Source organism: Allorhizobium sp. Av2 (genome assembly GCF_021462805.2).
Taxonomy (GTDB): Bacteria; Pseudomonadota; Alphaproteobacteria; order Rhizobiales; family Rhizobiaceae; genus Allorhizobium; species Allorhizobium vitis_G.
Genome location: NZ_CP192697.1, coordinates 536,625 through 560,906, shown reverse-complemented (window position 1 = coordinate 560,906; position 24,282 = coordinate 536,625). Strand labels below are relative to the sequence as shown.

The window sequence follows — 24,282 nt, the reverse complement described above, 5'->3', positions numbered from 1 at the left end:
CACCACGCCGACCAAGTGGACGCATTCATGACAGAGAAACCCATTATTCAAGTCGGGCTGATCGGTACCGATATCCAGCTCTCCAAATCTCCCGCTTTGCATATGCACGAAGGGGCGGCGCACGGGCTGGATTATCGCTACGAATTGCTCGATATCCATGTGCGCAACCTGCCGGAAAGCGCGCTCCCCGATCTGCTGGACGAATGCCAGGCACGCGGGTTTGCCGGCACCAATATCACCCATCCCTTCAAGCAGGCGGTCATTCCATATCTTGACGATCTTTCCGAAGATGCCCGGATGCTGGGCGCCGTGAATACGGTCGTCTTCAAAGATGGCAAGCGGATCGGCCATAATACTGACTGGTCAGGCTTCTACGAAAGCTTCCAGCGCGGCCTGCCGGATGCAACGCTGAAACGGGCATTGCTGATCGGCGCAGGCGGCGCGGGAGTTGCCGTTGCCCATGCCGCGCTGAAATTGGGAATCGAGCAGTTGGACATTTTCGACCAGGACCTCACGAGAGCCGAAGGGCTGGCAGCGACACTCAATGACCGGTTCAACGCGGGACGCGCCCATGCCGTCACCAATCCTGGCCAGTCCTTAGCTGAGGCCGATGGCCTTATTCACGCCACCCCGGTCGGCATGCCGGCTCATCCGGGACTGCCGGTCGACGCTGATCTGATCGCGCCGCGCCATTGGGTTGCCGACATCGTCTATATGCCGCTCGTCACCGAACTGATCGCAACAGCGCGCGACAAGGGCTGCCAAACACTGCCCGGCGGCGGTATGGCAGTGTTTCAGGCAGTCGGCGCATTCCGTCTGTTCTGCGGCTACGAGCCGGATGCCGAGCGGATGAGCGCCCATTTCACTGAACTTTGTGTTTCGGAGGGCGCCGCATGAGCCTGTTTTTCATCCTGAACGGTCCAAATCTCAATCTTCTCGGCCAACGTCAGCCTGAGATTTACGGTCGTGAAACCCTTGCCGATGTCGAGGACAATTGCCGGGTGATTGCCGAGGCGGCAGGACATTCGATTTTTTTCGCGCAAAGCAACCGGGAATACGAGATCATCGACTGGGTCCACGAAGCGCGCGGCAAGGCGGCTGGAATCGTCATCAATCCCGGCGCCTTCACTCATACATCGGTGGCGATCCTTGACGCGCTCAACACTTTTGAGGCACCGGTCATCGAAGTGCATATTTCCAACATCCACAAGCGGGAGGTGTTCCGGCATCACTCCTACGTTTCAACGCGGGCGGAGGGCGTCATCGCAGGGCTGGGCATCGAGGGCTATGAAATGGCATTGCGCCATCTTATCGGCCGCGTTGCTCGATCGGGCTGATATGCTCGGCACGCAGCACATAGCGCAGGACCATGTCGGCCACGTGGCGCGACAGGGTCTCCTGACCGTCTGCCGTAAACAGCGCATTGCCGAAAATCACGGAAAAACTGGCCGCGTTCGACACATTGAAAAACGACAGCGCGCTGATCTGCCAGTGCAATTCAAGCGGGTCGATGCCCTGCCGAAACAATCCCTGCTCCTGCCCGCGCCGCAAAACGCCTTGCAGGGCCTCGATTGCCGGTTGGTTGAGACCCCTAATCGTCTCGGACAATTGCATATGGCGACCGTGATGAATATTCTCGATGATCACCATGCGGATAAAGGCAGGGTTGCGGCGGTGATGATCGAAGGTAAACCGACAGAGCTTGTCGAGAGCGGCGATGGGGTCGAGCCCTTCAAGCTCCAGGTCCATTTCTCCGCCACGAACCTTGCCATAGGCTTCCTCCAGAACGCGCTGGTAAAGCCCTTCCTTATCGCCAAAATAATAATAGATCATCCGCTTGGACGTGCGGGTTCTGGCGGCGATCTCATCAATGCGCGCGCCAGACAGGCCGTTTTGCGAAAACTCTTCCATCGCAACCGAAAGGATGTCGCGGCGAACGCCTTCCGGGTCGCGTTTGATCGTGTCCCGTTTGCCAGGCTCCCCTTTGACCGGGCGAGCCTCTTTACCGTCTCGCGTGGTTGCGTCCCGTTTCATCATCCATCCGCCGCCAGGCCGCAGCGCCAGGCTCTACTTCTTAACCAAGCAGTACATAAAGCCGGAAAGGAAGCAATATGGCAAGCCCAGACAAAAGCGACCGAACGAGCACTCATGCCAGCACCCAATCACTCACCGGAACAGTAACCATGCGGACCTCGATTGCAACCGTATCGATCAGTGGGGAATTTCCGGAAAAGCTGGCAGCCATTGCCAAGGCAGGCTTCAGCGGCGTCGAAATTTTCGAGAACGACTTCCTAACCTATGACGCCTCTCCCCGGGATGTGGCGAAAATGGTCGCCGACCACGGTCTCGACATTACCCTGTTCCAGCCCTTCCGCGATTTCGAAGGCATGCCGGAACTGCACCGCGCCCGCGCTTTTGAGCGGGCCGAGCGCAAATTCGAGATCATGGACGAGCTTGGCACCGACCTGATGCTGATCTGCTCAAATGTCTCGCCAATCTCGCTGGGCGGCATCGACCGGGCCGCCGCCGATTTCCAGGAACTGGGAGAACGCGCGGCAAAGCACGGCGTCCGCGTCGGATACGAGGCGCTCGCCTGGGGTCGTCACGTCAACGACCACAGGGATGCCTGGGAAGTGGTCCGCCGGGCAAACCATGCCAATGTCGGCCTGATTCTCGACAGTTTTCACACCCTGTCGCGCAAGATCGATCCGAACTCGATCCGTTCCATTCCCGGCGACAAGATCTTCATCGTCCAGCTCGCCGATGCGCCGCTGTTTGACATGGATCTGCTCTACTGGAGCCGCCATTTCCGCAACATGCCCTGCGAAGGCGATCTGCCAGTGGTCGATTTCATGCGCGCTGTGGCCGCCACAGGCTATACCGGGCCACTATCCCTGGAGATTTTCAACGACCAGTTCCGTGGAGGCTCACCGCGTGCCATTGCCGAGGACGGCCACCGCTCACTGGTCTACCTCATGGACCAGGTCCAACGCCTCGAACCCGATATCCGGCTCAGCGCCCCGGCCATGCCAGCCCCTGTCGAAACCCAGGGCGTCGAATTCGTGGAGTTTGCGACTTCGGTCGAGGAAAAACAGGATCTGGCGGCATTCTTAGCGACACTCGGCTTTTCGAAAACCGCGACCCATCGCAACCGGGATCTTGACCTCTACACCCAGGGCGACATCCGCATTCTCATCAATACCGATACGACAAACAACAGTTTTGCCGGCGCGTCCTACGCAATCCACGGAACCAGTGCCTACGCCTTCGGCATGAAGGTGGGTCACGCCGAGGACGCCTTGAAGCGCGCCACGGCGCTGGGGGCAACGAGCTTCTCCGAACCGCGCAAACCGGGCGAAGTACCCGTGCCCGCCATTCAAGGCGTGAGCAATGGCGTCATTTATTTCCTTGATGACACGCCTGCCCTGTCCGGCATCTGGAAACAGGAATTCAAAGACCTCGACGCCGATCAGGCTCCGGCCAACACCCGCCTGACCCGTATCGACCATCTCGCCCAGACAACCCGCTATGACGAGATGCTGACATGCCTGCTGTTTTACGGCTCGATCTTCGCCACGCGGCGCACACCCATGGTTGATGTGGTCGATCCGGGCGGTCTGGTGCGCAGCCAAGCGATCGAAAGCAAACCAGACCCTCGGTTCAGGGTGACGCTGAACGGCGCCGATAACCGGAAAACCGTCGCCGGAAAATTTCTCGAAGAAGGCTTCGGCACCAGCATCCAGCATATTGCCCTGGCGACCGACGATATCTTTGCGACGGCACAGGCGCTCTCAGCCTGCGGCTTCCAGGCGCTGACCATCTCGCGCAATTATTACGACGATCTGGAAGCCCGTTTCGGTCTGGAACCGGATTTTGCCGATGCGCTGCGTTCGGCCAGCATCCTTTACGACCGCGACGACAATGGCGAGTATTTCCAGATCTACAGCCGCACCTTCGGTGAGGGCTTTTTCTTCGAAATCGTCGAGAGGCGCGGCGCCTATGGTGGTTATGGTGCGATGAACGCCCCGTTCCGTATCGCAGCCCAACGTCGGCAACTGCGCCCGGATGGCGTTCCGAGATAAGAGTGACTGCATCATCGCTGGCTATCTGTCCGCCTCAATCTGAACCGGGCAGATAGTCGCTTCTCTTGTTTTTGTTGGTCTTTAATGCGTCACGGCCAGCATATCCTCGATCTCGGTCCAATCCTGGAGCAAGCTTTCACGCGAACCGCTGACGCGGACCTGGCCGCGTTCGATAACCATGCCCTGTTCGGCGATTTCAAGCGCCAGTTTCGCATGTTGCTCAACAATGATCATCGACATTTCGCTTTCCTTGCGAAGCTTGATCAGCGATTCAAGCAGCATATCGACAATAACAGGTGCCAGGCCTTCGAAAGGCTCATCGAGCAAGAGACAGGTGGGCTGGCTCATCAGCGCGCGGCCTATCGCCAGCATCTGCTGCTCTCCGCCGGAAAGCTGGTTGCCACCGTTTTTCCGGCGCTCTGCAAGACGGGGAAAAAGCTCGTAGACCCGCTCAATCGTCCATCCCCGGCGGAGATCGGCAATGCGCAGGTTTTCCTCGACGCTCAACGTGGCAAAGATCTGCCGCTCCTGCGGCACGAAGCCTATGCCAAGTCGGCAGCGTTGGCTGGGAGAAAACCCGCCGATTTCCGCAGAGTTAAAGCGAATGCTGCCTTCCTTGAGCGCCAAGCGCCCGGCAATGGTGCATAATAGTGTGGTTTTGCCCGCGCCGTTGCGCCCAAGCAGCGCCAGCCCGCCTCCCATGGGGAGGTTGAGGTCAATGCCATTGATAATGCGGGTCGGGCCGTAACCGCTGACGACATTTCGGATTTCGAGCAGGTCTGCGGTCATGAACGGTTCCCCAGATAAGCGGCACGGACATTGGCGTCATGGCGAATTTCTTCTGGCGTGCCCCGCGCGATGATGGTTCCCTCGGCCAAAACCGTGATGTCCCGCGCGAACCGGAAAACCAGTGGCATATCGTGTTCGATGAGCAGGACGGCGACGTCATCAGGCAATTCGTCAAGAATAGTGAGGATCACCTCATGATCCGCCGCAGGCAGGCCCGCAGCCGGTTCATCCAGCAGCAGCACTTTCGGGCGCAGGGCCATGGCGACCGCCAGTTCCACCAGGCGCTGCTGGCCATAGGCCAGATCGCGAACCGGAACATGCGGGACATTGGCGAGGCGCATGCGGCGGGCGATCTCTTCAGCTTCCGCCACCACTTTTGCCGGAAAGCCCTGATGCCGTGCCACGGAAAGCCCAAAACCCTCACGCTCGCCAATCGCAAGCGCGATATTTTCCAAGGCGGTGAAGGAGGTAAAGAGATTGGTGACCTGGAAATTGCGCACCAACCCTAGCGCAACGCGCTTGTGCTGCGCCATGCCCGTAAGGTCGATACCGTCGAGAAATATCGCTCCCTTGCGCGGGGTCAGTCTGCCGGTGATGAGATTGATCAGCGTCGTCTTGCCAGCACCGTTCGGCCCGATCAATGCATGGCGTGCGCCCTTTTCAAGGACAAGCGAAACATTATTGGTCACCACCAGTCCACCAAATTGCAAGGTAAGGTTTTCAAGCTTCAAAGCGCTCATCGACCAATCCTTCCGCGCAGTTGAGCCAAAATCCGCGTAATGCCCCCCGGTGCGAACAGAACGAGCACCACGAGGATGATCCCCAGCCAGAGCTGCCACATGACAGGATTGTCTTTCGACAAAATGTCCTGGGCGATGAGATAGACAGCAGGTCCAATAATCGCGCCGTAAAGCCGCCCCGAACCACCAAGCGCCAACATCACAAGAATAGTTGCCGACAATTCGAAACTCATATCCTTCAGGCCAACGAATTGATTGACCTCGGCTTGCAGGGCACCGGCGAGCCCGGCCAGCAAGCAGGAGATGACGAAGATCAGCAAGGTGCGCGGCCGGACCGCGATTCCGATTGCCGCGGCGCGACCGGGATTGTCGCGGATCGCCATGATCGACTGTCCAAAAGGCGAATGGACCAGTCGGCGCACCCCAAGCCAGACAAGAACAAAGACCAGGGCCGAGAACCAATAACCAACCTGGCCAAGCAGATCGAATTCGTAAAGACCCAAAACCGGCCAGGTCTCCATGCCCACCATGCCATCGACGCCTCCGGTCAGCCAGGTCGCCTTGTTGGCGATCTCGCCAAACAGAAACACCGTGCAAAGCGTCAGCATCAGCAAGGTGAAGCGTGCCGTGCGTAAAACAATGGCTCCAACCACCGCGCCCACCAGCCCGGCTGCGATTGCGCCAATCAACAGGCCGCTCAATGGCTCGCCCCAGCCGTATTTGGAGGCAATGCCGGTGGCATAAGCGCCAACCCCGAAAAACGCGGCGTGGCCCAGCGTGACAATCCCGGCATAGCCAACCAGAAGATCAAGGGACAAGGCGAAGATAACCGTCACAAGGACTTGGGCGCCGAGCGCGTAATAATCGTCGCCGAGCAGCGGCACCAGCGCCAACGCAAGGACGATCAGCCCATCAGCCGGATTAAAACCATGCTTGCGGCGCAAGAAGCCGGTAAACGTGGACGGTGGAGAGACAAGAGTGGAGCGATTTGACATTTTCAATCTTCATACCCTTCCAAACAGCCCGCGCGGCCTGACCAGCAGCAGGATGAAGACGAGGAGAAACAACATGACGGTTCCAAAAGCCGGCACATAATAGGCCGAAACGGTCTGGACCGTGCCGACCAGAAGTGCTGCGACAAAAGAGCCTCGCAACGTACCAAGCCCCGCCACAGCGACGACTATCTGCACATAGACGAGAATATCGAAGGCATAAGACGGATTGAGCCCGAAGACGTCAGCCCCCAGCATGCCGCCCAGGGCCGCCAGTGCGCCCCCAAAGGCGAAGGTCGCCATGAACACATGTTTGGTGCGAATGCCGATCGATTCCGCCATGCCACGATTTTCGACGGAGGCCCGGATGATGGCGCCGATCCGGCTGCGTTCAAGCACAAACAGGATGAAGGCAGCAGTCAGGATACCGATACCGATCACCACCAGTTTGTAGAGATAGAATGAGAAAGGCCCGACCGTCAGATTTTGTGCCAGAAACGTGGGAATAACGACCGGGCGCATCAGCGGCCCGAAAAACAACCGCGCCAGCGCACCGACGATGAAGATCAATCCGATGCAGAAGAGAACCTGATCCAGCTCAGACCGACCGTAAAGCCGGGCATAGAGCAACTTTTCCGCGACCGCCGCCAGGAGTGCGACGGCAAGGGGAGCGCAGAGCAACACGAGCGGCCAGGGCAGGCCCCAGACGCTGATCGCGGTAGCCGCGATATAGCCACCGGCCATGGCGAAAACGCCGTGCGCCAGATTGACGAAACCCATCAGTCCGAGGGTTACCGACAGGCCGACGGATATGAGGTAAAGCACGCTTGCATAGGCAAGCGACTGGAACGCAACTTCCACCAGTGTCATGACAAGCCTCCTCCCTGTCATCCGGCAATATTGCGGGATGACTCCGAGAGTCCATCAGGTTCAGATCGAACCAGACAGACTCTCGCTTCCATTGTTTTCGTTTGTCGTTTCAGGAAAACGGGTTCCACTTCCCCTGACAAACGCTAGCAGGAACGTCTGTGCGCCCGAAAATCAAAGAGGATGCTCAACCTTCCAGGGGTCTTTGACGGCTGGAATGGTTTCGAGTTCCACATTGGCAAGCTCGCCGTTCTTCTCGCGCACTTCACGGATGTAGATATTCTGCACAATGTCGCGAGTCTCGGGGTCGATCGAAATCGGCCCACGCGGGCTTTGATCCGCCTTGAAGGTTTTCATCGCGGCCATGGCACCTGCGGCATCCACGGCACCCTTTGTGGCGGCAATGGCCGAGCAGATCAGATGCATGCCATCATATGCGCCGACGGCCATATAATTGGGCCGGACCGGCATGAACGTATAGGCCTTCTTCCAGGCCTCGACAAAAGCGGCATTGGCGGGGCGATCACCAGCCATGCTATATTGGCCAGCCGTGATGACACCCAGCGCAGCGTTGCCGATGTTTGGCAATTCCTCGTCGCTTGTCAGGTCTCCCGGACCAATCAACTGGATGCCGGCGCCGCGCAAATCGGCTTCCTGATAGGCCCGCATGAATGCGGAGGCCTGCACACCGCCGGGATGGAATGCAAACACCACATCCGGTTTTTCCTGCTTGGCCGCAAGCAGAAAGGGGACGAAATTTGTGCTTTGGATCGGCATTTTCACCGAGGTGACAATTGTTCCACCATTGGACGCGAAGCCCTTGGTAAACGCTTCCTCTGCATCGTGGCCAGGGGCAAAATCCGTGGTCAGCAGGTAGGCTCGCTTGAAGCCGCGCTTGCCCGCCGCCCACTCACCCAGCGGCTGGTTCACCTGCCAATGGGTAAAGGCGGTGCGCACATACCAGGGAGCAAGCTGCGTGGTATTGGCGCCCGCCGCATTGAACAATACACAGGGCATTTTGGCCTTGACCAACAATGGAGCGATAGCATTGGCGTTAGGCGTCCACTGGAAACCACCAAGATATTGCACCTTGTCGCGCGTCACCAGTTCCTGCACCAGCCGTTTGGCCACGTCCGGATTGGCACCGCCGTCGTCGCGGATGACGAGTTCGACCGGAATATCCCCCAGCACGGCCTTGCCCTCGGTCTCCAGATAGAGTTTCGCCGCATTGGCCATGATTTGCCCGCTTGATGCGAACGGACCGGACATGGTCAATACCAACCCGATCTTGATCGGTTGGCTGGCGGCTCGTCCCAGCCCGGCCCAACCGGCCAATGGCGCAGCAGCCAGCAACCCAAGGGCACCTCGGCGTGTAAACTTCAGTTCGGTCATCATAGCGCTCCTCCACCAATGATCGTCAATTGTGCCTTCCCCCTTTGGCTAGCCCTCGAAAAAGGACAGCGCAAAAGGCACGACGCTGCCAACAAATCCGGAAAACAGACCCGATCGAAGGCAAAATTGTTCAGTGAACTGATGATGCTGGATCGCTGGCCATGCGCCGATAACGGCACGGCATGTCTTGCAGATTTGGGCCTAGTCTTCTCTTGTCGCCACGGACCTCTTCTTGCCTATCTGACGACATTCCCTGATGTCTCAGCTTCTCCGCGGCGGCAAGAACGATTATTATCTATTCCTGCGTTTTATCAAGTTTATTATCATAAAATCTAATAAAAATCTGTATTTAAAATTTTAATTATCATTTTATGATATTTTATAACTAAATACGAAGGTATAGCAATCAGCTTTCTTACTGACTGTAATTGGTGGGCATCTGGGACAAAGCACCATGCCCTAACCATCGGTCCCTCAACAACAGGACCTTAGACAACAGGCATGATGCACCGGTATCTTACCGTTTGGCTTTCCAATAAGCTCTAGGATGCCGCAGCCAAAGAGTTCTTCACTTCTGCGCGGATCACCGGGCGTGGACCAAGCATCCCCAGCTTTTCCACCAGATGCAGGGCTTCAGCGATAGGCGTGGCTGCTGCGATATATCGGTCACGGCGCAGCAAGAGGACATGGCCAAGATAGGATTTCATCGGACCGGTGCTGAACAGCCGCCCGACATCCCGGTGAACCGGGAACGTGCCGTCAATGGGATTCATCCATTCGGGGGTCAAACCGACCACTGTCGCACCCGCCGCCTCCAGAGCCTTGATGACATCGACAGGCAGAACACGGTCAGGGAATTCATCAAAGACCAGAGCAACAGGTCCATCCGGCAAGACGCGGTCAAGTAATAGGCGGTGCCTTTGGCTGTCTTCCACCACCGGCTGCGGCACCAACCGCCCCACCATGGTTTCCTTCTCCGGTCTGGAGTCGGGCCATAGAAGTCCCTGACGAAAGCGCGGCTTTGGCTTGTAGCGCATTTGGGCGAAATAATCACGCGCAGGCGGATAGAGCCCAAGGATACGAAAAGCTGCCCTCGTCAAAAGGGCCTTGATGCCATTTTCCGGCATCATCACCTGGCCCATCCGCAACGCCAATGCTATCATTTCCCAGGCATGTGGCCGCCGCTCAATCTCGTAGCTATCCAGGAAATCGGATGGCATATCGCCACGCAATGCTTCCGCCAGTTTCCAGGCCAGATTATGCGCATCGCGCAGGCCGCTATTCATTCCCTGCCCGGCAAAGGGAGGCGTCAAATGCGCGGCATCACCGGCGAGAAAGATATTGCCGTCCCGCCAACGATCGGCCAGACGGGCATGGAATGTATAGACCCGCACGCGGCGAAATTCACAATCCCGATCAGGTCCAACACGCTCCAGAAGACCACGGACAAAGGCCTCCTCAGTCGCGTCCTTCTCGTCCTCATTGGTATGCAGCATGAATTCGTAACGACGGATATTGTCCGGGCCGGGCAGCGATATGCATGGGCGAGCGGGATCACAATGGACCTGCGTATGACGAAAGCGGTTTTCCGTCCGCACCAGATCGACAATCAGCCAACGCTCCACAAAGGTGGAGCCGACAAGATGGACGCCGAGTTTTCCACGGGTCGGGGAACGTCCTCCGTCACTGGCGACCATGTAGCGCGCCCGGATGACGCGGGTTCCTTTCGCCGCATGGGCGATTTCCACGGTAACGGAGTCCGCATTCTGGGAAAAGGTTTGCATATCCCAGCCGAAAAACTGGATCACATTGGGATAACGGGCAAGCCCCTCGCGCAAAAGCGCTTCCAATTCCGGCTGTTGAAATGCATTGCGCTTGTCGAAACCGTAATCGCGCGACGTCGGCTCCACGGTCAGAAACAACTTCCCAGCCGGCGAGAGATAGCGTGAGCCGTAGCCGCGCATCACGATTTTCTCTACCGCGTCCTCCAAACCGATAGCTTGTATGGTTCGCATCGACTCATCGTCGATGGACACGGCACGCGGCTCCTGAACCGTGGTCAGGTTGCGCTCGACAAGCGCCACCGACACGCCCATGCCGCCCAGAAGATTAGCCAGGGTCAGTCCGGTTGGACCCGCCCCGACAATGACGACCTCGACTTCGGTCTCAAGTTCCTCGACGTTCATCAGGCCCTCCTCTCCACGCTGAATGTTACAGCGCCCGCATCATGTTCTGTCTATTAAACTTCGCTGCAACACCCTACAAATACAGTGATTTTCGTCCCCGGGCCCGAATGAACCCAGGGAGCCTTGCTGTAGATGGGTGGCGCAGTCCTCCCGCCCCGCGCCGCAGGGCTGCGCTGTTCAGGGCTCCGTGCCGACAGCGTTGACCAGCAAACCGACGCCGGGAATATCCACTTCGAAAACATCCCCCGCCTTCATGAAAACAGGCGGCTCCCGGCGATCTCCAACACCACCTGGCGTGCCCGTGAGGATCACGTCGCCGGGCTGCAACGGCGTGAAGTGCGAGCAATAGGAAATCAGGGTGGCGATGGGGAAGATCAGATCGGCCAGTGTTGCATCCTGCATCACCTGACCATTGAGACGGCCGGTGATCTTCAGCTTCGTGTAATCGCCAACTTCATCCGGGGTTACGAGCTGCGGTCCAAATGCGCCGGTTGCCGGGAAATTCTTGCCTGGCGTGAATTGGAACGTATGCCGCTGCCAATCACGGATGGTCGCATCGTTATAGCAGGTATAGCCCGCCACGTGATCGAGGGCATTTTCCTCGGCGATATAGCGTCCACCGCGACCGATGACGACAGCAAGCTCGGCTTCATAATCCAGATGATCCGACACCCGCGGCTTCAGGATTGGCTGGCGATGCGCAATCTGAGTGTCAGCGAAACGGGTGAAGATCGTCGGATATTTGGCGTCAGGCCGCTTGGTTTCCGCACGGTGGGTTTCATAGTTCAATCCGACGCAGAGAATTTTTCCGGCATCCGGCACAACAGGTAGAAGGGCGATATCAGCCTCGGTGAACTCTGCTCGCCGCCCGGAAATATAATCCTGAACGCTTTCGAGCAAACCGGCTTCGATGGCCTGTTTCAACGTGACGACATCGGCGGCGAGCCTGCCGGTGAGATCAACAATGCCGTTTTCGACACGAACGCCGAACCCGGCCCGGCCAAGCCGGGTGTAACTTAAAAATTGCATGTCACTAATTCCTAGAATTGGTCTTGGAAGTGAGATCAGACGACAGGATCAGGAGCGAAGAATCGCCTCGCCCCATTTGTTGAGCGTGCGCGGATGCTGCGGCCAATCCATCGTGTCACGATCGTAGATAACTTCCAGTTCAGCCGAGATCTCAATCCAATTTCCATCTGGATCTGTGATGAAGATGAAGAGATTGTTGCCGGGACCATGGCGGCCTGGACCCCAGCTGAGCTGGACATCATGAGTTGCCAGATGATCGCACCAATCACGGATGTAGTTCCATTCCCCAGCCTCGTAGGAATGGTGATCGACGCCAACGCGGCCCGGCGTATAGAAGCAGGCGATGGTGTGATGTTCGTGATTGGAGGTCGTGAAGGCGGTGGCAAGCCGACCATCTTCATGCAGCACACGGTCTGTCAGCTGGAAACCCAGCTTGCCGACGTAGAAATCGACAAATGCAGCCACATCCTCGGATGCATAGGTCAGATGCTGCGTTGGCCCCTGGATACCCTTGGCGCCCGGCTTATCAGGCTTGGCAATACCGAAGCACACCATGCGCCCATCGGGATCGCGAATCGCGAATGCGCCATCTTCGAAATAAGGCGAAGGGCTGGCCAGCACGGCGATGCCTTCGGCATCGACACGAGCCCGCAGAAGCGCAAGCCCTTCGGCATTGCGGCAAGCAAGTCCGGAATAAGCCAGCTTCTTGTCGGTTCCAGCAACGGCGATGAAGCGGCGCTTTGGCCCTTCACAAATCCACTCGTCTCCAACCTTGTCGAGCTTCATGTCCATGGCATCGGCGTAGAACCGCGCCAGACGCTCAGGATTGGAGCTTTCGAATGCAACGTGATGCAGGTACGCACCTGCTTGAACGGCTGTGAATGCCATTTGATCCTCCCTGATAATGTTTTTACAAATTATCGTTTTTTGATAATTATTCAATATCAAAAAACGAGATAGCAAAAAAAATTGATAAATATACGTAATATGGCCGCGCCACACCATTCCTGCCGGAATTGACGGAACGCAACCACGCACAGCTGCTGGAAGACATCAAAGGGAACCTGCGGTCGGCAGAGAAGCGTTGTTTGCGGTGTTGATTCGAGCCGACCTCCGTCAAAACCCACGCGGGTCTTCCCGCCAAACCGGCTCGATTTTTCCTCGAAATGCTCTAGGTGAACTCTGGGTTTTCAGAGGCCGCGTACCAGGCTATCGGGTGAGATTTCCGCGATAGAACGTGCGCCGGTCAACGTCATGGCAACCCGCATTTCCTTGGCGAAGAGATCGAGAAGATTCTCCACGCCCGCCTGACCGGCGGCGGCCAATGCATAGACGAAAGCGCGTCCGATCAACACGCCATCGGCTCCCTGCGCTATCATCCGCACGACATCCAGACCCGAGCGAATGCCGGAATCGGCAAGGATTGTCAGGTCACCCTTGACCGCAGCAGCAATGGCCGGCAAGGCGCGGGCGGAAGACAGGACGCCGTCCAGCTGACGCCCGCCGTGATTGGAGACGATAATGCCATCGGCACCGAAACGCACTGCATCTTTCGCATCCTCCGGGTCGAGAATGCCCTTGATAATCATCGGTCCCTTCCAGAAATCCCGGATCCATTCCAGATCCTTCCAGCCAATCGAGGGATCGAAGTTTTCGCCGAGCCAGCCGACATAATCGGCCAGATTGGTTTTCTGCTGGCGATAGGCCGAAACATTGCCAAGATCATGCGGCTTTCCCAACAGGCCGACATCGATAGCCCATGTTGGGTGCATGACGGCCTGGACAATACGGCGGACGGAGGCATTCGGGCCGGACATGCCGGAATGGGCGTCACGATAGCGAGCGCCGGGTACGGGCATGTCGACCGTGAACACCAGCTTGCGGATACCAGCCGCCCAGGCCCGCTCCAGCGCATTTTTCATGAAGCCGCGATCCCGCAGCACGTAGAGCTGGAACCAGATGGGACGGTCGATAGCCGCCTGCACCTCCTCAATCGGGCAGACGGATACGGTTGAAAGCGTCAGCGGAATGCCCTTCTTTTCTGCGGCCCGCGCGGCCTGCACTTCGCCGCGCCTTGCATACATTCCTGTCAATCCCACGGGCGCGAGAATAACTGGCATAGACAGCTCTTCATCGAAAAGTGTCGTGGAAATATCAACAGTACCCACGCTTTTCAGCACCCGCTGACGCAGAGCCAGATCGGTAAGGTCAGCGATATTGCGACGCATCGTGTGCTCGCTATAGGCCCCACCATCGATGTAATGGAACAGAAAGGGCGGCAGGCGGCGGCGGGCCGCCTCGCGGTAATCGGTCGAGGACGAAATGATCATGATAAATTTTCCCCCTGAAATTCCGGTCTTTGCAAAGCCTCTGAGGCTCGCAGCTCCCGCGCGCGGTTGTCCTCGATGACACGAAGGTTTTCCTCCACGAAGGCGAGGTGATCTGCCGCCGCCTTGCGGGCTTCATCCGGCTTCCTGGCCAGGATAGCGCCCAGAATCAGGCCATGCTGGCGCTCTAACGCTGGCGCAAGATCCGGTTGGCGATAGAACTGCATCAGGCTTTGCGCGATGCTCTGCTGGAGAAGTTCGGATAGTCCGGCAACAATCTGGCGCAACACGACATTATGCGATGCCTCGGCAATCGCCATATGAAAAGCTGCATCAGCCCGCGCCTGGGTCTGCGGGTCGCCTCCTTGCACAAAGCTCATCGCTGCAAAGGCCATTTTCATCCGCTCCCTGTCCAGATCATTGGCACGCAAGGCAGCGTAATAGGCAGCATCCGTGTCCAGCGATTTTCGAATTTCCATCACATCGCGCCAATATCCCGTCTCGTCCTGAACCATCGGCAAAAGCGGCTTCAGCGCCCGTTCCAGCGATTTGGTCGCATCCTGACTGGCAACGAAAGTACCGCCACCTCGACGGCTGACGACGATCCCACGGCTGATCAACTGCTGGATCGCCTCCCGAAGCCGCGACCGCGAGACGTCAAACTCCGCCGCCAGGCTGCGCTCTGGCGGCAGACGATCTCCCGGGCTGAGCTGGCGCTCAGCAATCATGGCTTCGATGCGCTCGGTCAGCGACATTGGCAGGACCTTTTTTGTTTTATTGGTCGTACCAAATTTTCCTCAGTTAAGCAATATTCAGAAATTTGCTGAGATTTCTTTCTTATTTTTCAAAATTGGTAGGACCAAATGTGTAAACTCATCATTATGGGGGCGCAAATACCCAATAAAAAAGCCCCTACAGCGATGCTATAGGGGCTTTAGGATGACTGACTTGAAACCTTGGCTTAAAGGCCTTCGGCGATCTCGAAAGCAGCCGTGGTCTTGGCCTGGACATCGGCCACGGTGACCTCAGGCGCCAGTTCCACCAGTCGGAATGCTCCGGCGCGATCAGACCGTACGAATACGCAGAGATCGGTAATGATCATGTCCACCACATTCAGCCCGGTCAGCGGCAGAGTGCATTCGGGAATGAACTTGGATTCTCCCGCCTTGGAGCAATGCTCCATCACCACGATGACCTTCTTGACACCGGCCACGAGATCCATCGCGCCACCCATGCCCTTGACCATCTTGCCGGGGACCATCCAATTGGCAATATCGCCATTGGCCGAGACTTCCATCGCGCCCAACACGGTGAGGTCGATGTGACCGCCACGGATCATCGCAAAACTGTCGGCGGACGAAAAATAGCTGGAGGATTGCAATTCGCTGATCGTCTGCTTTCCGGCATTGATCAGATCAGCATCCTCTTCACCCTCAAAGGGAAACGGCCCGATCCCCAGCATTCCGTTTTCGGATTGCAGCGTCACTTCGACCCCAGGCGGAATGTGATTTGCCACCAGCGTCGGAATGCCGATGCCAAGATTGACATAGAAACCGTCCTTGAGCTCTTTTGCGGCGCGTGCCGCCATCTCATCTCTGCTCCAGGACATCAGGCTGCTCCTCTTACTGTAACGGTGCGGAATTCAATCTTCTTGTCATAAGGCGAACCATTGATCATCCGCCGGACATAAATGCCGGGAAGATGGATGGCATCAGGGTCGAGACTTCCGACCGGCACGACCTCCTCGACTTCCGCCACGCAGATCTTACCGGATGTTGCCGCAGGCGCATTGAAATTGCGGGCCGTCTTGCGAAACATCAGATTGCCAGCCTCATCGGCGCGCCATCCCTTGATAATCGACAGATCGGCCCGGATGCCGCGTTCCAGCAGATAGACTTCGCCATCGAAAATATGCGTTTCCTTGCCCTCGGCCACCTGGGTGCCGACGCCGGTTCGTGTATAGAAGCCGGGAATGCCAGCGCCGCCAGCCCGCATGCGCTCGGCCAGCGTTCCCTGCGGGCAGAATTCGACTTCCAGTTCACCGCTCAGAAATTGCCGCTCGAATTCCTTGTTTTCACCGACATAGGAGGAGATCATCTTCTTCACCTGGCGGGTGCGCAGAAGCTTTCCAAGCCCATGCCCATCGACGCCAGCATTGTTGGAGGCAATCGTCAAATCCTTGACCCCGGACGCGACAATCGCATCAATCAGCCGCTCGGGAATGCCGCAAAGCCCGAAACCACCGGCGCAAATCGTCATGCCATCGAACAACAATCCGTCCAAGGCCGCATTTGCGTCACCATATATTTTCTTCATTTGTATCTCCCGCCTGAATAATCAGTCCTGAAACCTGTTTGAGCTGGCGCCTCCAGATCAACTTTAAACTTCATCGCAATGCGTCCGGCAAGCGCAAAGGGGCGCCCGGAGCAAAGAAACCGTGATCAACATCAATCTTAAATTAGAAAAACTCTCGGCGTTAAATTAGCGCACAGACGGTTTTGGTTTCCAGGTAGTTTTCCAGGCCCGGCGCGCCATTCTCATAGCCCCAGCCGGATTGACGATGACCACCCTTCGGCAGTTCTGGGGAAAAATAGGAATGGCAATTGATCCATATCGTCCCGGCCTTGACCTGCGCCGCCAATCGGTGAGCCTGGGAAAGATCCCGGGTCCAGACACTGCCTGCCAGTCCGTAAGGACTGTCATTGGCATAGAGCAGTGCCTCATCCACCTCATCGAAGGGCGTCACCGCCACGACAGGACCGAAGATTTCCTCGCGCATCAACCGCATGTCAGGCCGCACGCCCGTTACCACGGTCGGCGCATAAAACGTGCCTGTTTCGCCTGACTGGCTGCCACCCGCTGCGATTTCTGCGCCCTCCAGCTTCCCCTCCGCCACATAGGCCGCCACACGGTCGGCCTGGCGGCGATTAACCAGTGGTCCCAGATCGACAGCGGGATCGAGCCCATGACCGAGGCGCAACGTGGAAGCCGCCTTCGACAACCCTTCTACCACCTGTTCGCAAATGGAGCGATGGGCGTAGACACGCGACGCCGCAACGCAGACCTGACCGGAATTGCTAAAGATGCCGCGCGCGATCCCTTCGATGGTCAGAGCCATATCGGCATCCGGCATGACAATGGCCGGTGATTTGCCGCCCAGTTCGAGTGTCAATTTCTTGAGATTGCCAGCGGCAGCAGCAACAATCAGCTTGCCGACCTCAGTCGATCCGGTGAAAGCCACCTTATCAACATCCGGATGGGCGCAAAGCGCCGCCCCCACCGTTTCGCCAAAACCGGTGACGATATTGACAACGCCGTCAGGCAGACCCGCCTCCAGCATCAACTCGCCCAACCGCAGCGCCGTCAGCGAGGTTTCTTCCGCCGGTTTCAGCACGACGGTGCAACCGGCGGCCAGCGCTGGCGCAAGCTTCATAGCCGCCATCAACATCGGCGAATTCCAGGGGGTGATCGCAGCCACCACGCCGACAGGCTCACGGGTGGTATAGGCAAAGATCTGCTTGCCCTGCGGCTGATAGCCGATAGAGGTCGGAATGGTGGTGCCGAGGATCTTGGTGCAGAACCCCGCAAAGTAGCGGAATTGTTCGGCGCTGGCTGGAATTTCCGCAAAACGGCTGGTCCTGAAGCTTTTGCCCTGATCGAGGGTTTCGAGTTCCGCCAGTTCCTCCGCATGGGCGTCGATCAACTCGGTGATTTTCCACAGCAACCTGCCACGCTGCGAAGGCGTCAGCCCTTTCCATGCCGGAGAGGAGAGAGCGGCACGGGCGCTGGCCACGGCCTCGTCCACATCGGCAATCGTTCCTTCAGCAAGCTCGGCCAGAACCTCGCCAGAGGCCGGGTCAGCCGTCTCGAACCATTGCCGGGAACCGGCATCACGCCAGAGCCCGCCGATCAGGATCTGCTTGCGGCGGCGGGCCAGAAAGGCTTTGGCACCTTCGCTTTTCGGGCCGATAGGGTCGAGTGCCAGGGTCATGTCAGTCTCCGGAAATGGTGTGTGCAGCGCGAATGCGGCAAGCGGCGTTCAACGCCCCTCGGATGATCGAATGATAGCCGGTGCAACGGCAGAGATTACCCTCCAGACCAGCGCGGATTTCCTTTTCCCCGGCCTGGGGGTTGTCGGCAAACAAGGCCACCAGCGCCAGCGAAAAGCCCGGCGCGCAATAGCCGCATTGGAAGGCGTTTTCCTCCGCCAGCCCTTTACGGACCACCTGCCCCAGCGGATGGGAGGTCAGTCCTTCCGCCGTCACCATGTCGGCATCCTCAATCTGCCAGGCCATCAGCAGGCAGGCATTGGCAAGCCTGCCATTCAACAGCACGCTACAGGCACCGCAGCGGCCAATGGCGCAGGCAAGCTTAGTGGCAGTCAGATGCAGCCTGTCACGCAGAATTTCGGTGAGCCGCGTGTCCGGCTGGCACTCCACAGTGACCCTCTCGCCATTCAGTGTGAAGCCCAGGTTCATGCTGACACCGAGAGATGCGTGAGAAGCGTTTCCGGCACGACAGGCATGACTGGCGGCCAATAGCCGGTGGCAGCCGCTACGGCATTGGCGATTGCCGGTGTGACTGCGCCGATACCGAGTTCGCCGACCCCGCGCGGACCAAGCGTGTCGCCCGGGTCGAGATCATCAAGCGCAAAGACATGCAGACCGAGCGGGGCATCCTGAATGCCGGGTAGCATATAAGTGTCGAAATTGCCGGTTAGATACGCGGCCTCCTGCATCGGGCAATCCTCCGTTAGCGTGAAGCCCAGCCCTTGCACCGAGCCACCCTCCAATTGACCGAGATAGGCGGCAAGATCGATGATCGGTCCGGCGGCGGAATGCTGGTGAAGATCAAGCACCCGCACTTCTCCCGTCACCCGGCTGACCGCGACACGGGCCAGCGAAGCGCCGAAGGCAAAGATATAGCGGGCATTGGCATCCATATGATCGGTCTTCGGAAAATCAAACGCCACCGTCACGCTCGGCAAATCTTGCTCCGGCAAGGCGGCGGCCAGATCCGCATAGGACAGCAAAATTGTGCCGCGATGGGTGCCGGGCTCCGCAAAACCGCCGGGCGCCAAAAGAAGCTTTTCGGGGTCGCAGCCAAGCAGTCCTGCCGCCGCGCCGCACATCTGTCGACGAAATTCAGGTGCTGCCAGCCGAACCGAGGCCCAGACGACATGGCTGCCACGCGAGGCGGTGGTGGAGCCTGAATCCGGGGCCAGCAATGTATCGCCAATCAGCGGGAGCACATCTCGGCGCGCACACCCCAGTTCGGCGGAAATGGCCGCGCAGATTGCGGCCAAAAGCCCTTGCCCCATTTCGTCCAGCCCGAATGCGCCTTCGATCAGCCCCTGTTTGTTCAGCGCAAGCCGGCCCGCTGCCGGGTCGGGAATGACCGATCCGAGACCATTGCCCTGATAATTCAGCGCCATGCCCGTGCCGATCATCCACTCCTGATCGGCACCTATCCCCTGCGGCTTGCGCCAAAGCACCGAGGCCGTGGCGGCCGCCAACATTTCTTCCAGTCGTTCGCTGGTCGATACGACCTGTCCCAAAGTGCCGGGAGAGCCTGGCTGTCGCAGATTGCGCCTGCGGATCTCCAGAGGCGAGAGGCCGCACAGTGCTGCCAGCCTGTCCATCTGGCACTCCACCGCAAATGTCATCTGGTTGGCACCGAAACCGCGAAAAGCGCCGCAAAGTCCGTTATTGGTATAGGCGAGACGGCCCCGCGTGGTGATATTGCCCACGACATAAGGGCCGATAGCATGTTCCAGCGCCGTTTCCAGAACGCTCGGGCCAAGTGATGCATAAGCCCCCGCATCCGCCACCAGATCAACCTGCTGGGCCAGCAGAACACCTTGCGCATCGCAGGCGGTTTTCATGCGGATTTTCATCGGGTGGCGTTTTTGTCCTGCAAGCATGGACTCCGCCCGTGACAAATGTAGCCTGACAGGCCGCTTTGCCTTCAGCGCCAGAAGCGCCAACGCTGGCTGGACAGAAAGTTCGTCCTTGCCGCCAAAAGCACCGCCGGTCGGTGACGTCACCACCCGAATACCGTCTTCATCCAAGCCAAGGATGCGCGACAATTGCAGCCGATCACGCCCACCATGCTGGCCGCCAGCACACATGTTCAGCCGTCCATCCGGCTCAACAAAGGCATAACCACCCTCGGTCTCCATGAAACCGTGCATCTGGCGCGGCGTGATATAGATTTCTTCCACAATATGGGCGGCCTTGGCGAAACCCTGGACAATATCACCACGGGTAAAGAGTATTTCCCGCTGGAGATTGCCGCTTTCGTGCACCCGTTCCGCCTGCGGCTCCAGCGCCGCTTCGATATCATCCACGACAGGCAGCGGCTCGTAGCGGACCTCGATCAGCGACAACGCCTTTTGCGCCGTCTCTTCATCGATTGCCGCAACCGCTGCGACCGGATCGCCACGATGGCGCACCTTGTGGAAGCATAGTGCCGGTTGGTCCTGGACCACGATACCAAAAGCATTCAGCCCCGGCACGTCGCGATGCGTGACAACAGCGACAACGCCCGGCAAGGCTTCTGCCGCCACTGTGTCGATGGACAGGATACGCGCATGGGCGACCCCGGCGCGCAGGATGCGGCCGACCAGCATGCCCTCCTCCCGGTGATCGGTAAGATAGGTCAGTTCGCCTCGGATCTTCTGCTCCACATCCGGGCGAATATGCCAGCGAGCTGGCATCCGCATGCGCTCAAGCGCCAGTTCGCCTTCCGGCGGGCGGGCAAACTCGATAGGTAAGGCGACAGGACAGTCCGGTATCCGTCCGGGCAGAAAGCCACCGAGTCCGAAGGTCAGGGCATTCGCCGCAACGTGGCGACGATAGGCAGCAGAGCGAAATGCGTCGCCCAGCACGTGCATTGTCTCAATCAAGCAGGGATGAACCTGCGCCCAATCGATCCCGTCCTCGGCAGCACCAGCCGCTAGCACTTCAGCCTCACGCAAACGAGCGGGTGGCACAATGCCGCCGCCCACGGCAAACCGTACCGCAGCGGCACCGCTCCGACCGGCTATGAGGCGACCTGCCACATTGATGACACTGGGGCTGAAGGCTGTTCTCAAACCGATCTTGCGGAATGTGAAACACTCCTGTGGTTCCTGGGGTGCGATCAGAATAGCCGTCAGAATTGCGGCAGGCTGGGGTGCGTCGGCCAGCCAATGTTCCAACGATATGGTAAACCCGTGTGGGTGAGCCGCAAATTCCAAAACCGCATCCAGCGCCAGCAGTGCGGGCAAAAGGCAACCGGCCCGCCCGGCTATATTGCCGCCAAGCGTGGCGAGAGTGCGCACAGCGGGGCTTGCCACCCATTTGACGGCGGCATGCAGCAGGGGCAAAGCCATAGCAAGATCACGCGATGCCAGAAGATTGGCAAGCGTCGTCATCGCACCGATGCGAATGAGCCCATCGGCCTCCACAATACCCGATAGCGAAGCGGAAAGCCCGCTGAGGCTGATCATACGCTCCGGCTTCGTCAGCCCCTTCGCCCATTCCAGTTGCAACGCCGTCGCTCCGGCGACGATGCGCGCGCCCGGCTGCTGCGCCTCAGCGATTGCCAGGTCCAGCGTTTTCGGGGCCAGCACCTCCATCATCCGGCTCCTGCGGTCGTGCCGAAACGGAGGCCTTTTTCCTTCAGCCAGCGGCGATAGGCAATGGAGGAAGAATCGGCCCTTGTCGGGATTTCAGCACGCGGCTCAAGCGGCAGCAGCAAGGGGCGCTGGTTTTCAACGATGATCCGATCCTGAAGGAAGATCACCTGCTCAAAATTGAGGAGTGCCTTATGCGGTGAGACGGTATCGACCAGATACATCACCGGCTGGGAGCGGCAGAGCCCGTCTTCCATCGGCTGGATGAACAGGGCAATCGCATCGAGCCGGTCCGGCGATGTGGGACAGACCCTGTAGAGCATCACCACGAAGGGCGATGGCACCCGGTAGGTCAGCTGCACGAAATCGCCATCGCTTTCGGTCGCGGCAATACGCGGCTGGAAAAACGTGCAATTGGTCGCCCAGACCTCATCCACATCGCGGCGGATTTCCGACAGGTAATGTGGCACTTCGGTATGTGGTTCGGAGCCGAGAATATCGGTATGCACGAAGGGAAAATGCGCCATATCGAGGAAATTCTCGACGACGCGCAGGCCCGATGCCCGCATCGTCACCCAGCCGCACAGCACGAACCGGCGATCCGCCTCTTCTGCTTCCACGATATCGACAATGTCCTTCCCCGGTGTGCCAAGCGTGATAAACAGGCAGCCGTATTTGACCTGGAAGGGCAAGGCCGGTCCATAGCATCCGTCCGTATCAATCTCACGCACCAGCGGCGCACCATTCGCGCCCAGCCGATATTCGATCTTCTGGCCCAGCAGCTTTGTTTGCACCGGCTGGGTCGTGAGATCCCCGGCAGTGGCGATCGTATACCAATCGTCAAGCGCGACCCGGTCGGTCGTCTTCATTTGACACCCTCCGCTTCGCTGATCCATTGCTTGGTGCCGCCGCCGTTTTCGGCAAGCCATGCGGCGCGGCGGGCAAAATGTGCAGGCGCCATGCCATGGATATCGGCAATGATCGCCTTGACGTCACCGGTCTTCAGCACGCCATCTTCCACGATCACCTGGCCATCCACCATGGTCATGGCGACATCGCCGCCGCGCACGGCGTGGACGAGATTGTGCTGCACATTGAAATAGGGACCCTCGGCAAACAGCGGCGTCATACGCGGCGTATTGGTGCGCACGGCAATGATATCGGCGCGCTTTCCAACTTCGACAGAGCCGATCTCATCCTCAAGACCGATGGCTCTCGCGCCAAGAATGGTCGCCATGCGCAGACATTGCCAGCTATCCATGGCAGCTGCATCGCGGTGGCGCAGCTTGCCGAGCAGGGAGGCGGTTTTCATCTCCTCGAACATGTCGAAATTGTTGTTTTCCTTTTCGCCATCCGTGCCAAGACCGACCGGAATGCCAGCCGCCAGCATATCGGCAATCGGTGCAATGCCGGAAGCAAGCTTCATGTTTGACACCGGATTATGGGCGACCGAGACATTGTATCTGGCAATCAGCTCGATTTCCGCCTCATCCAACCAGACAGCATGGGCCAGCATGGTGCGCGGCGTCTCAAAGAACCCCAGATCTTCCAGAACATGCATGGGCCGTTTGCCATAGGTGTCGATAAAACCGCCAACCTCGACTTCCGCTTCCGAACAATGGGTGTGAAAGCCGGTGTTATACTGCTTGGCCATGGCGATGGACCGCTGCTGGCCAGCCGCATCGGCATAAAACAGATGTTCCAGCCCGACCCAGACATTGATGCGGCCCCCCGCCTTGCGGTGCCAGGTCTCAATCATCTCCTCATTGTTGTCGAGCGTTTCGAAATAATTATAATCGGGATGTTCACCAACATAGGGTACAGCAACAAGGCGCGTGCCTATGGACTGCGCCGCCCGCGCACTGCCATCCATATAGCGCCACATATCGACAACGGTCGTGGTGCCAGACAGCGCCGATTCGGCATAGCACAGAAAGGACGCCGCCTCGGCTTCATGCGGCAGAAGCACGCGGTGCATCGGGTTGATATGGATGGTCAGCCAGTCCCAGACCGGCAGATGTTCCGCCGTGCCGCGCAGGAAGCCGGAATGGGCATGGGCGTTGATCAGCCCCGGCATCAGCAGGGCGTTGTCTATTCTCTTGACCGGCAAAGCCGGATGGCTGGCCTTCACCACCTCCAGCGAACCGACCGCCACGATACGACCACCCTCGATAGCAACCGCACCATCAGAGATGACGCTGTTTTTCGCATCCATGGTCAACAGAGTGTCGGCGGTGACGATCATTGCGCTCGAAGTCAT

The 24,282-nt window shown here is 58.4% G+C and carries 21 protein-coding genes; 3 read left to right on the top strand and 18 right to left on the bottom strand.

Going from position 1 to position 24,282, the window contains the following annotated elements:
* The first annotated feature begins 27 nt into the window (after positions 1 to 27).
* Together FS819_RS20465 and aroQ are read left to right on the top strand one after the other, a co-directional pair.
* Positions 28 to 897: a shikimate dehydrogenase gene (locus FS819_RS20465; RefSeq protein ID WP_156547420.1), complete on the top strand. Its 870-nt coding sequence runs from the start codon at positions 28 to 30 to the stop codon at positions 895 to 897.
* Positions 894 to 1,337, top strand: coding sequence for a type II 3-dehydroquinate dehydratase (gene aroQ / locus FS819_RS20460; protein ID WP_070165315.1), 444 nt, complete (start codon positions 894 to 896; stop codon positions 1,335 to 1,337). Before FS819_RS20465 ends, aroQ begins: the two co-directional genes overlap by 4 nt.
* Here the strand turns inward: aroQ and FS819_RS20455 are convergent.
* On the bottom strand, positions 1,309 to 2,034 hold the full coding sequence (locus FS819_RS20455; RefSeq protein ID WP_409050027.1) for a TetR/AcrR family transcriptional regulator: 726 nt from the start codon (positions 2,032 to 2,034) through the stop codon (positions 1,309 to 1,311). The two genes, aroQ and FS819_RS20455, sit on opposite strands and share 29 nt — an antisense overlap.
* A 149-nt stretch (positions 2,035 to 2,183) precedes the next feature.
* Here FS819_RS20455 and FS819_RS20450 point away from each other — a divergent pair, with 149 nt between their 5' ends.
* Positions 2,184 to 4,082 (top strand): bifunctional sugar phosphate isomerase/epimerase/4-hydroxyphenylpyruvate dioxygenase family protein, encoded by a 1,899-nt coding sequence (locus tag FS819_RS20450; RefSeq protein ID WP_156547568.1) that lies wholly within the window; start codon positions 2,184 to 2,186, stop codon positions 4,080 to 4,082.
* 81 nt (positions 4,083 to 4,163) lie between these two features.
* Here the strand turns inward: FS819_RS20450 and FS819_RS20445 are convergent, their stop codons facing one another.
* The 17 genes from FS819_RS20445 to FS819_RS20365 form a co-directional block, all read right to left on the bottom strand.
* Positions 4,164 to 4,871, bottom strand: a complete 708-nt coding sequence (locus FS819_RS20445; protein ID WP_156547418.1) for an ABC transporter ATP-binding protein — start codon at positions 4,869 to 4,871, stop codon at positions 4,164 to 4,166.
* A complete protein-coding gene (locus FS819_RS20440) occupies positions 4,868 to 5,611 on the bottom strand; it encodes an ABC transporter ATP-binding protein (protein WP_156547417.1) in 744 nt (247 codons plus the stop codon). The genes FS819_RS20445 and FS819_RS20440 overlap by 4 nt, the downstream gene beginning before the upstream one ends.
* Positions 5,608 to 6,606, bottom strand: coding sequence for a branched-chain amino acid ABC transporter permease (locus tag FS819_RS20435; protein ID WP_156547416.1), 999 nt, complete (start codon positions 6,604 to 6,606; stop codon positions 5,608 to 5,610). Before FS819_RS20435 ends, FS819_RS20440 begins: the two co-directional genes overlap by 4 nt.
* A 9-nt stretch (positions 6,607 to 6,615) precedes the next feature.
* A complete protein-coding gene (locus tag FS819_RS20430) occupies positions 6,616 to 7,473 on the bottom strand; it encodes a branched-chain amino acid ABC transporter permease (protein WP_197434026.1) in 858 nt (285 codons plus the stop codon).
* A gap of 171 nt (positions 7,474 to 7,644) precedes the next feature.
* Entirely contained in the window at positions 7,645 to 8,862 is a 1,218-nt protein-coding gene (locus FS819_RS20425) for an ABC transporter substrate-binding protein (protein WP_234624461.1), read from the bottom strand.
* A 542-nt stretch (positions 8,863 to 9,404) separates the two neighbouring features.
* The gene (locus FS819_RS20420) at positions 9,405 to 11,048 is read right to left on the bottom strand and encodes a bifunctional 3-(3-hydroxy-phenyl)propionate/3-hydroxycinnamic acid hydroxylase (protein WP_156547413.1); all 1,644 of its coding nucleotides are present in this window, start codon (positions 11,046 to 11,048) and stop codon (positions 9,405 to 9,407) included.
* A gap of 177 nt (positions 11,049 to 11,225) precedes the next feature.
* Complete coding sequence (locus tag FS819_RS20415; RefSeq protein WP_156547412.1) at positions 11,226 to 12,077, bottom strand: fumarylacetoacetate hydrolase family protein; 852 nt, start codon at positions 12,075 to 12,077, stop codon at positions 11,226 to 11,228.
* A 48-nt stretch (positions 12,078 to 12,125) separates the two neighbouring features.
* Positions 12,126 to 12,965 carry a VOC family protein gene (locus FS819_RS20410; RefSeq protein ID WP_156547411.1) on the bottom strand — a complete coding sequence of 280 codons (840 nt, stop codon included), beginning with the start codon at positions 12,963 to 12,965 and terminating at the stop codon, positions 12,126 to 12,128.
* A 302-nt stretch (positions 12,966 to 13,267) separates the two neighbouring features.
* Positions 13,268 to 14,407 (bottom strand): FMN-dependent L-lactate dehydrogenase LldD, encoded by a 1,140-nt coding sequence (gene lldD / locus FS819_RS20405; protein WP_156547410.1) that lies wholly within the window; start codon positions 14,405 to 14,407, stop codon positions 13,268 to 13,270.
* A complete protein-coding gene (locus FS819_RS20400; RefSeq protein ID WP_156547409.1) occupies positions 14,404 to 15,159 on the bottom strand; it encodes an FCD domain-containing protein in 756 nt (251 codons plus the stop codon). The genes lldD and FS819_RS20400 overlap by 4 nt, the downstream gene beginning before the upstream one ends.
* A 206-nt stretch (positions 15,160 to 15,365) precedes the next feature.
* On the bottom strand, positions 15,366 to 16,013 hold the full coding sequence (locus tag FS819_RS20395) for a 3-oxoacid CoA-transferase subunit B (RefSeq protein ID WP_156547408.1): 648 nt from the start codon (positions 16,011 to 16,013) through the stop codon (positions 15,366 to 15,368).
* On the bottom strand, positions 16,013 to 16,720 hold the full coding sequence (locus FS819_RS20390; RefSeq protein ID WP_156547407.1) for a CoA transferase subunit A: 708 nt from the start codon (positions 16,718 to 16,720) through the stop codon (positions 16,013 to 16,015). The genes FS819_RS20395 and FS819_RS20390 overlap by 1 nt, the downstream gene beginning before the upstream one ends.
* A gap of 160 nt (positions 16,721 to 16,880) precedes the next feature.
* Complete coding sequence (locus tag FS819_RS20385; RefSeq protein ID WP_156547406.1) at positions 16,881 to 18,395, bottom strand: aldehyde dehydrogenase family protein; 1,515 nt, start codon at positions 18,393 to 18,395, stop codon at positions 16,881 to 16,883.
* 1 nt (position 18,396) lies between these two features.
* A complete protein-coding gene (locus FS819_RS20380) occupies positions 18,397 to 18,882 on the bottom strand; it encodes a (2Fe-2S)-binding protein (RefSeq protein ID WP_156547405.1) in 486 nt (161 codons plus the stop codon).
* Entirely contained in the window at positions 18,879 to 22,028 is a 3,150-nt protein-coding gene (locus FS819_RS20375; RefSeq protein ID WP_234889318.1) for a molybdopterin cofactor-binding domain-containing protein, read from the bottom strand. Before FS819_RS20375 ends, FS819_RS20380 begins: the two co-directional genes overlap by 4 nt.
* On the bottom strand, positions 22,025 to 22,891 hold the full coding sequence (locus FS819_RS20370) for an aromatic ring-hydroxylating dioxygenase subunit alpha (protein ID WP_156547404.1): 867 nt from the start codon (positions 22,889 to 22,891) through the stop codon (positions 22,025 to 22,027). The genes FS819_RS20375 and FS819_RS20370 overlap by 4 nt, the downstream gene beginning before the upstream one ends.
* Positions 22,888 to 24,282: an amidohydrolase family protein gene (locus tag FS819_RS20365; protein ID WP_234624462.1), complete on the bottom strand. Its 1,395-nt coding sequence runs from the start codon at positions 24,280 to 24,282 to the stop codon at positions 22,888 to 22,890. The genes FS819_RS20370 and FS819_RS20365 overlap by 4 nt, the downstream gene beginning before the upstream one ends.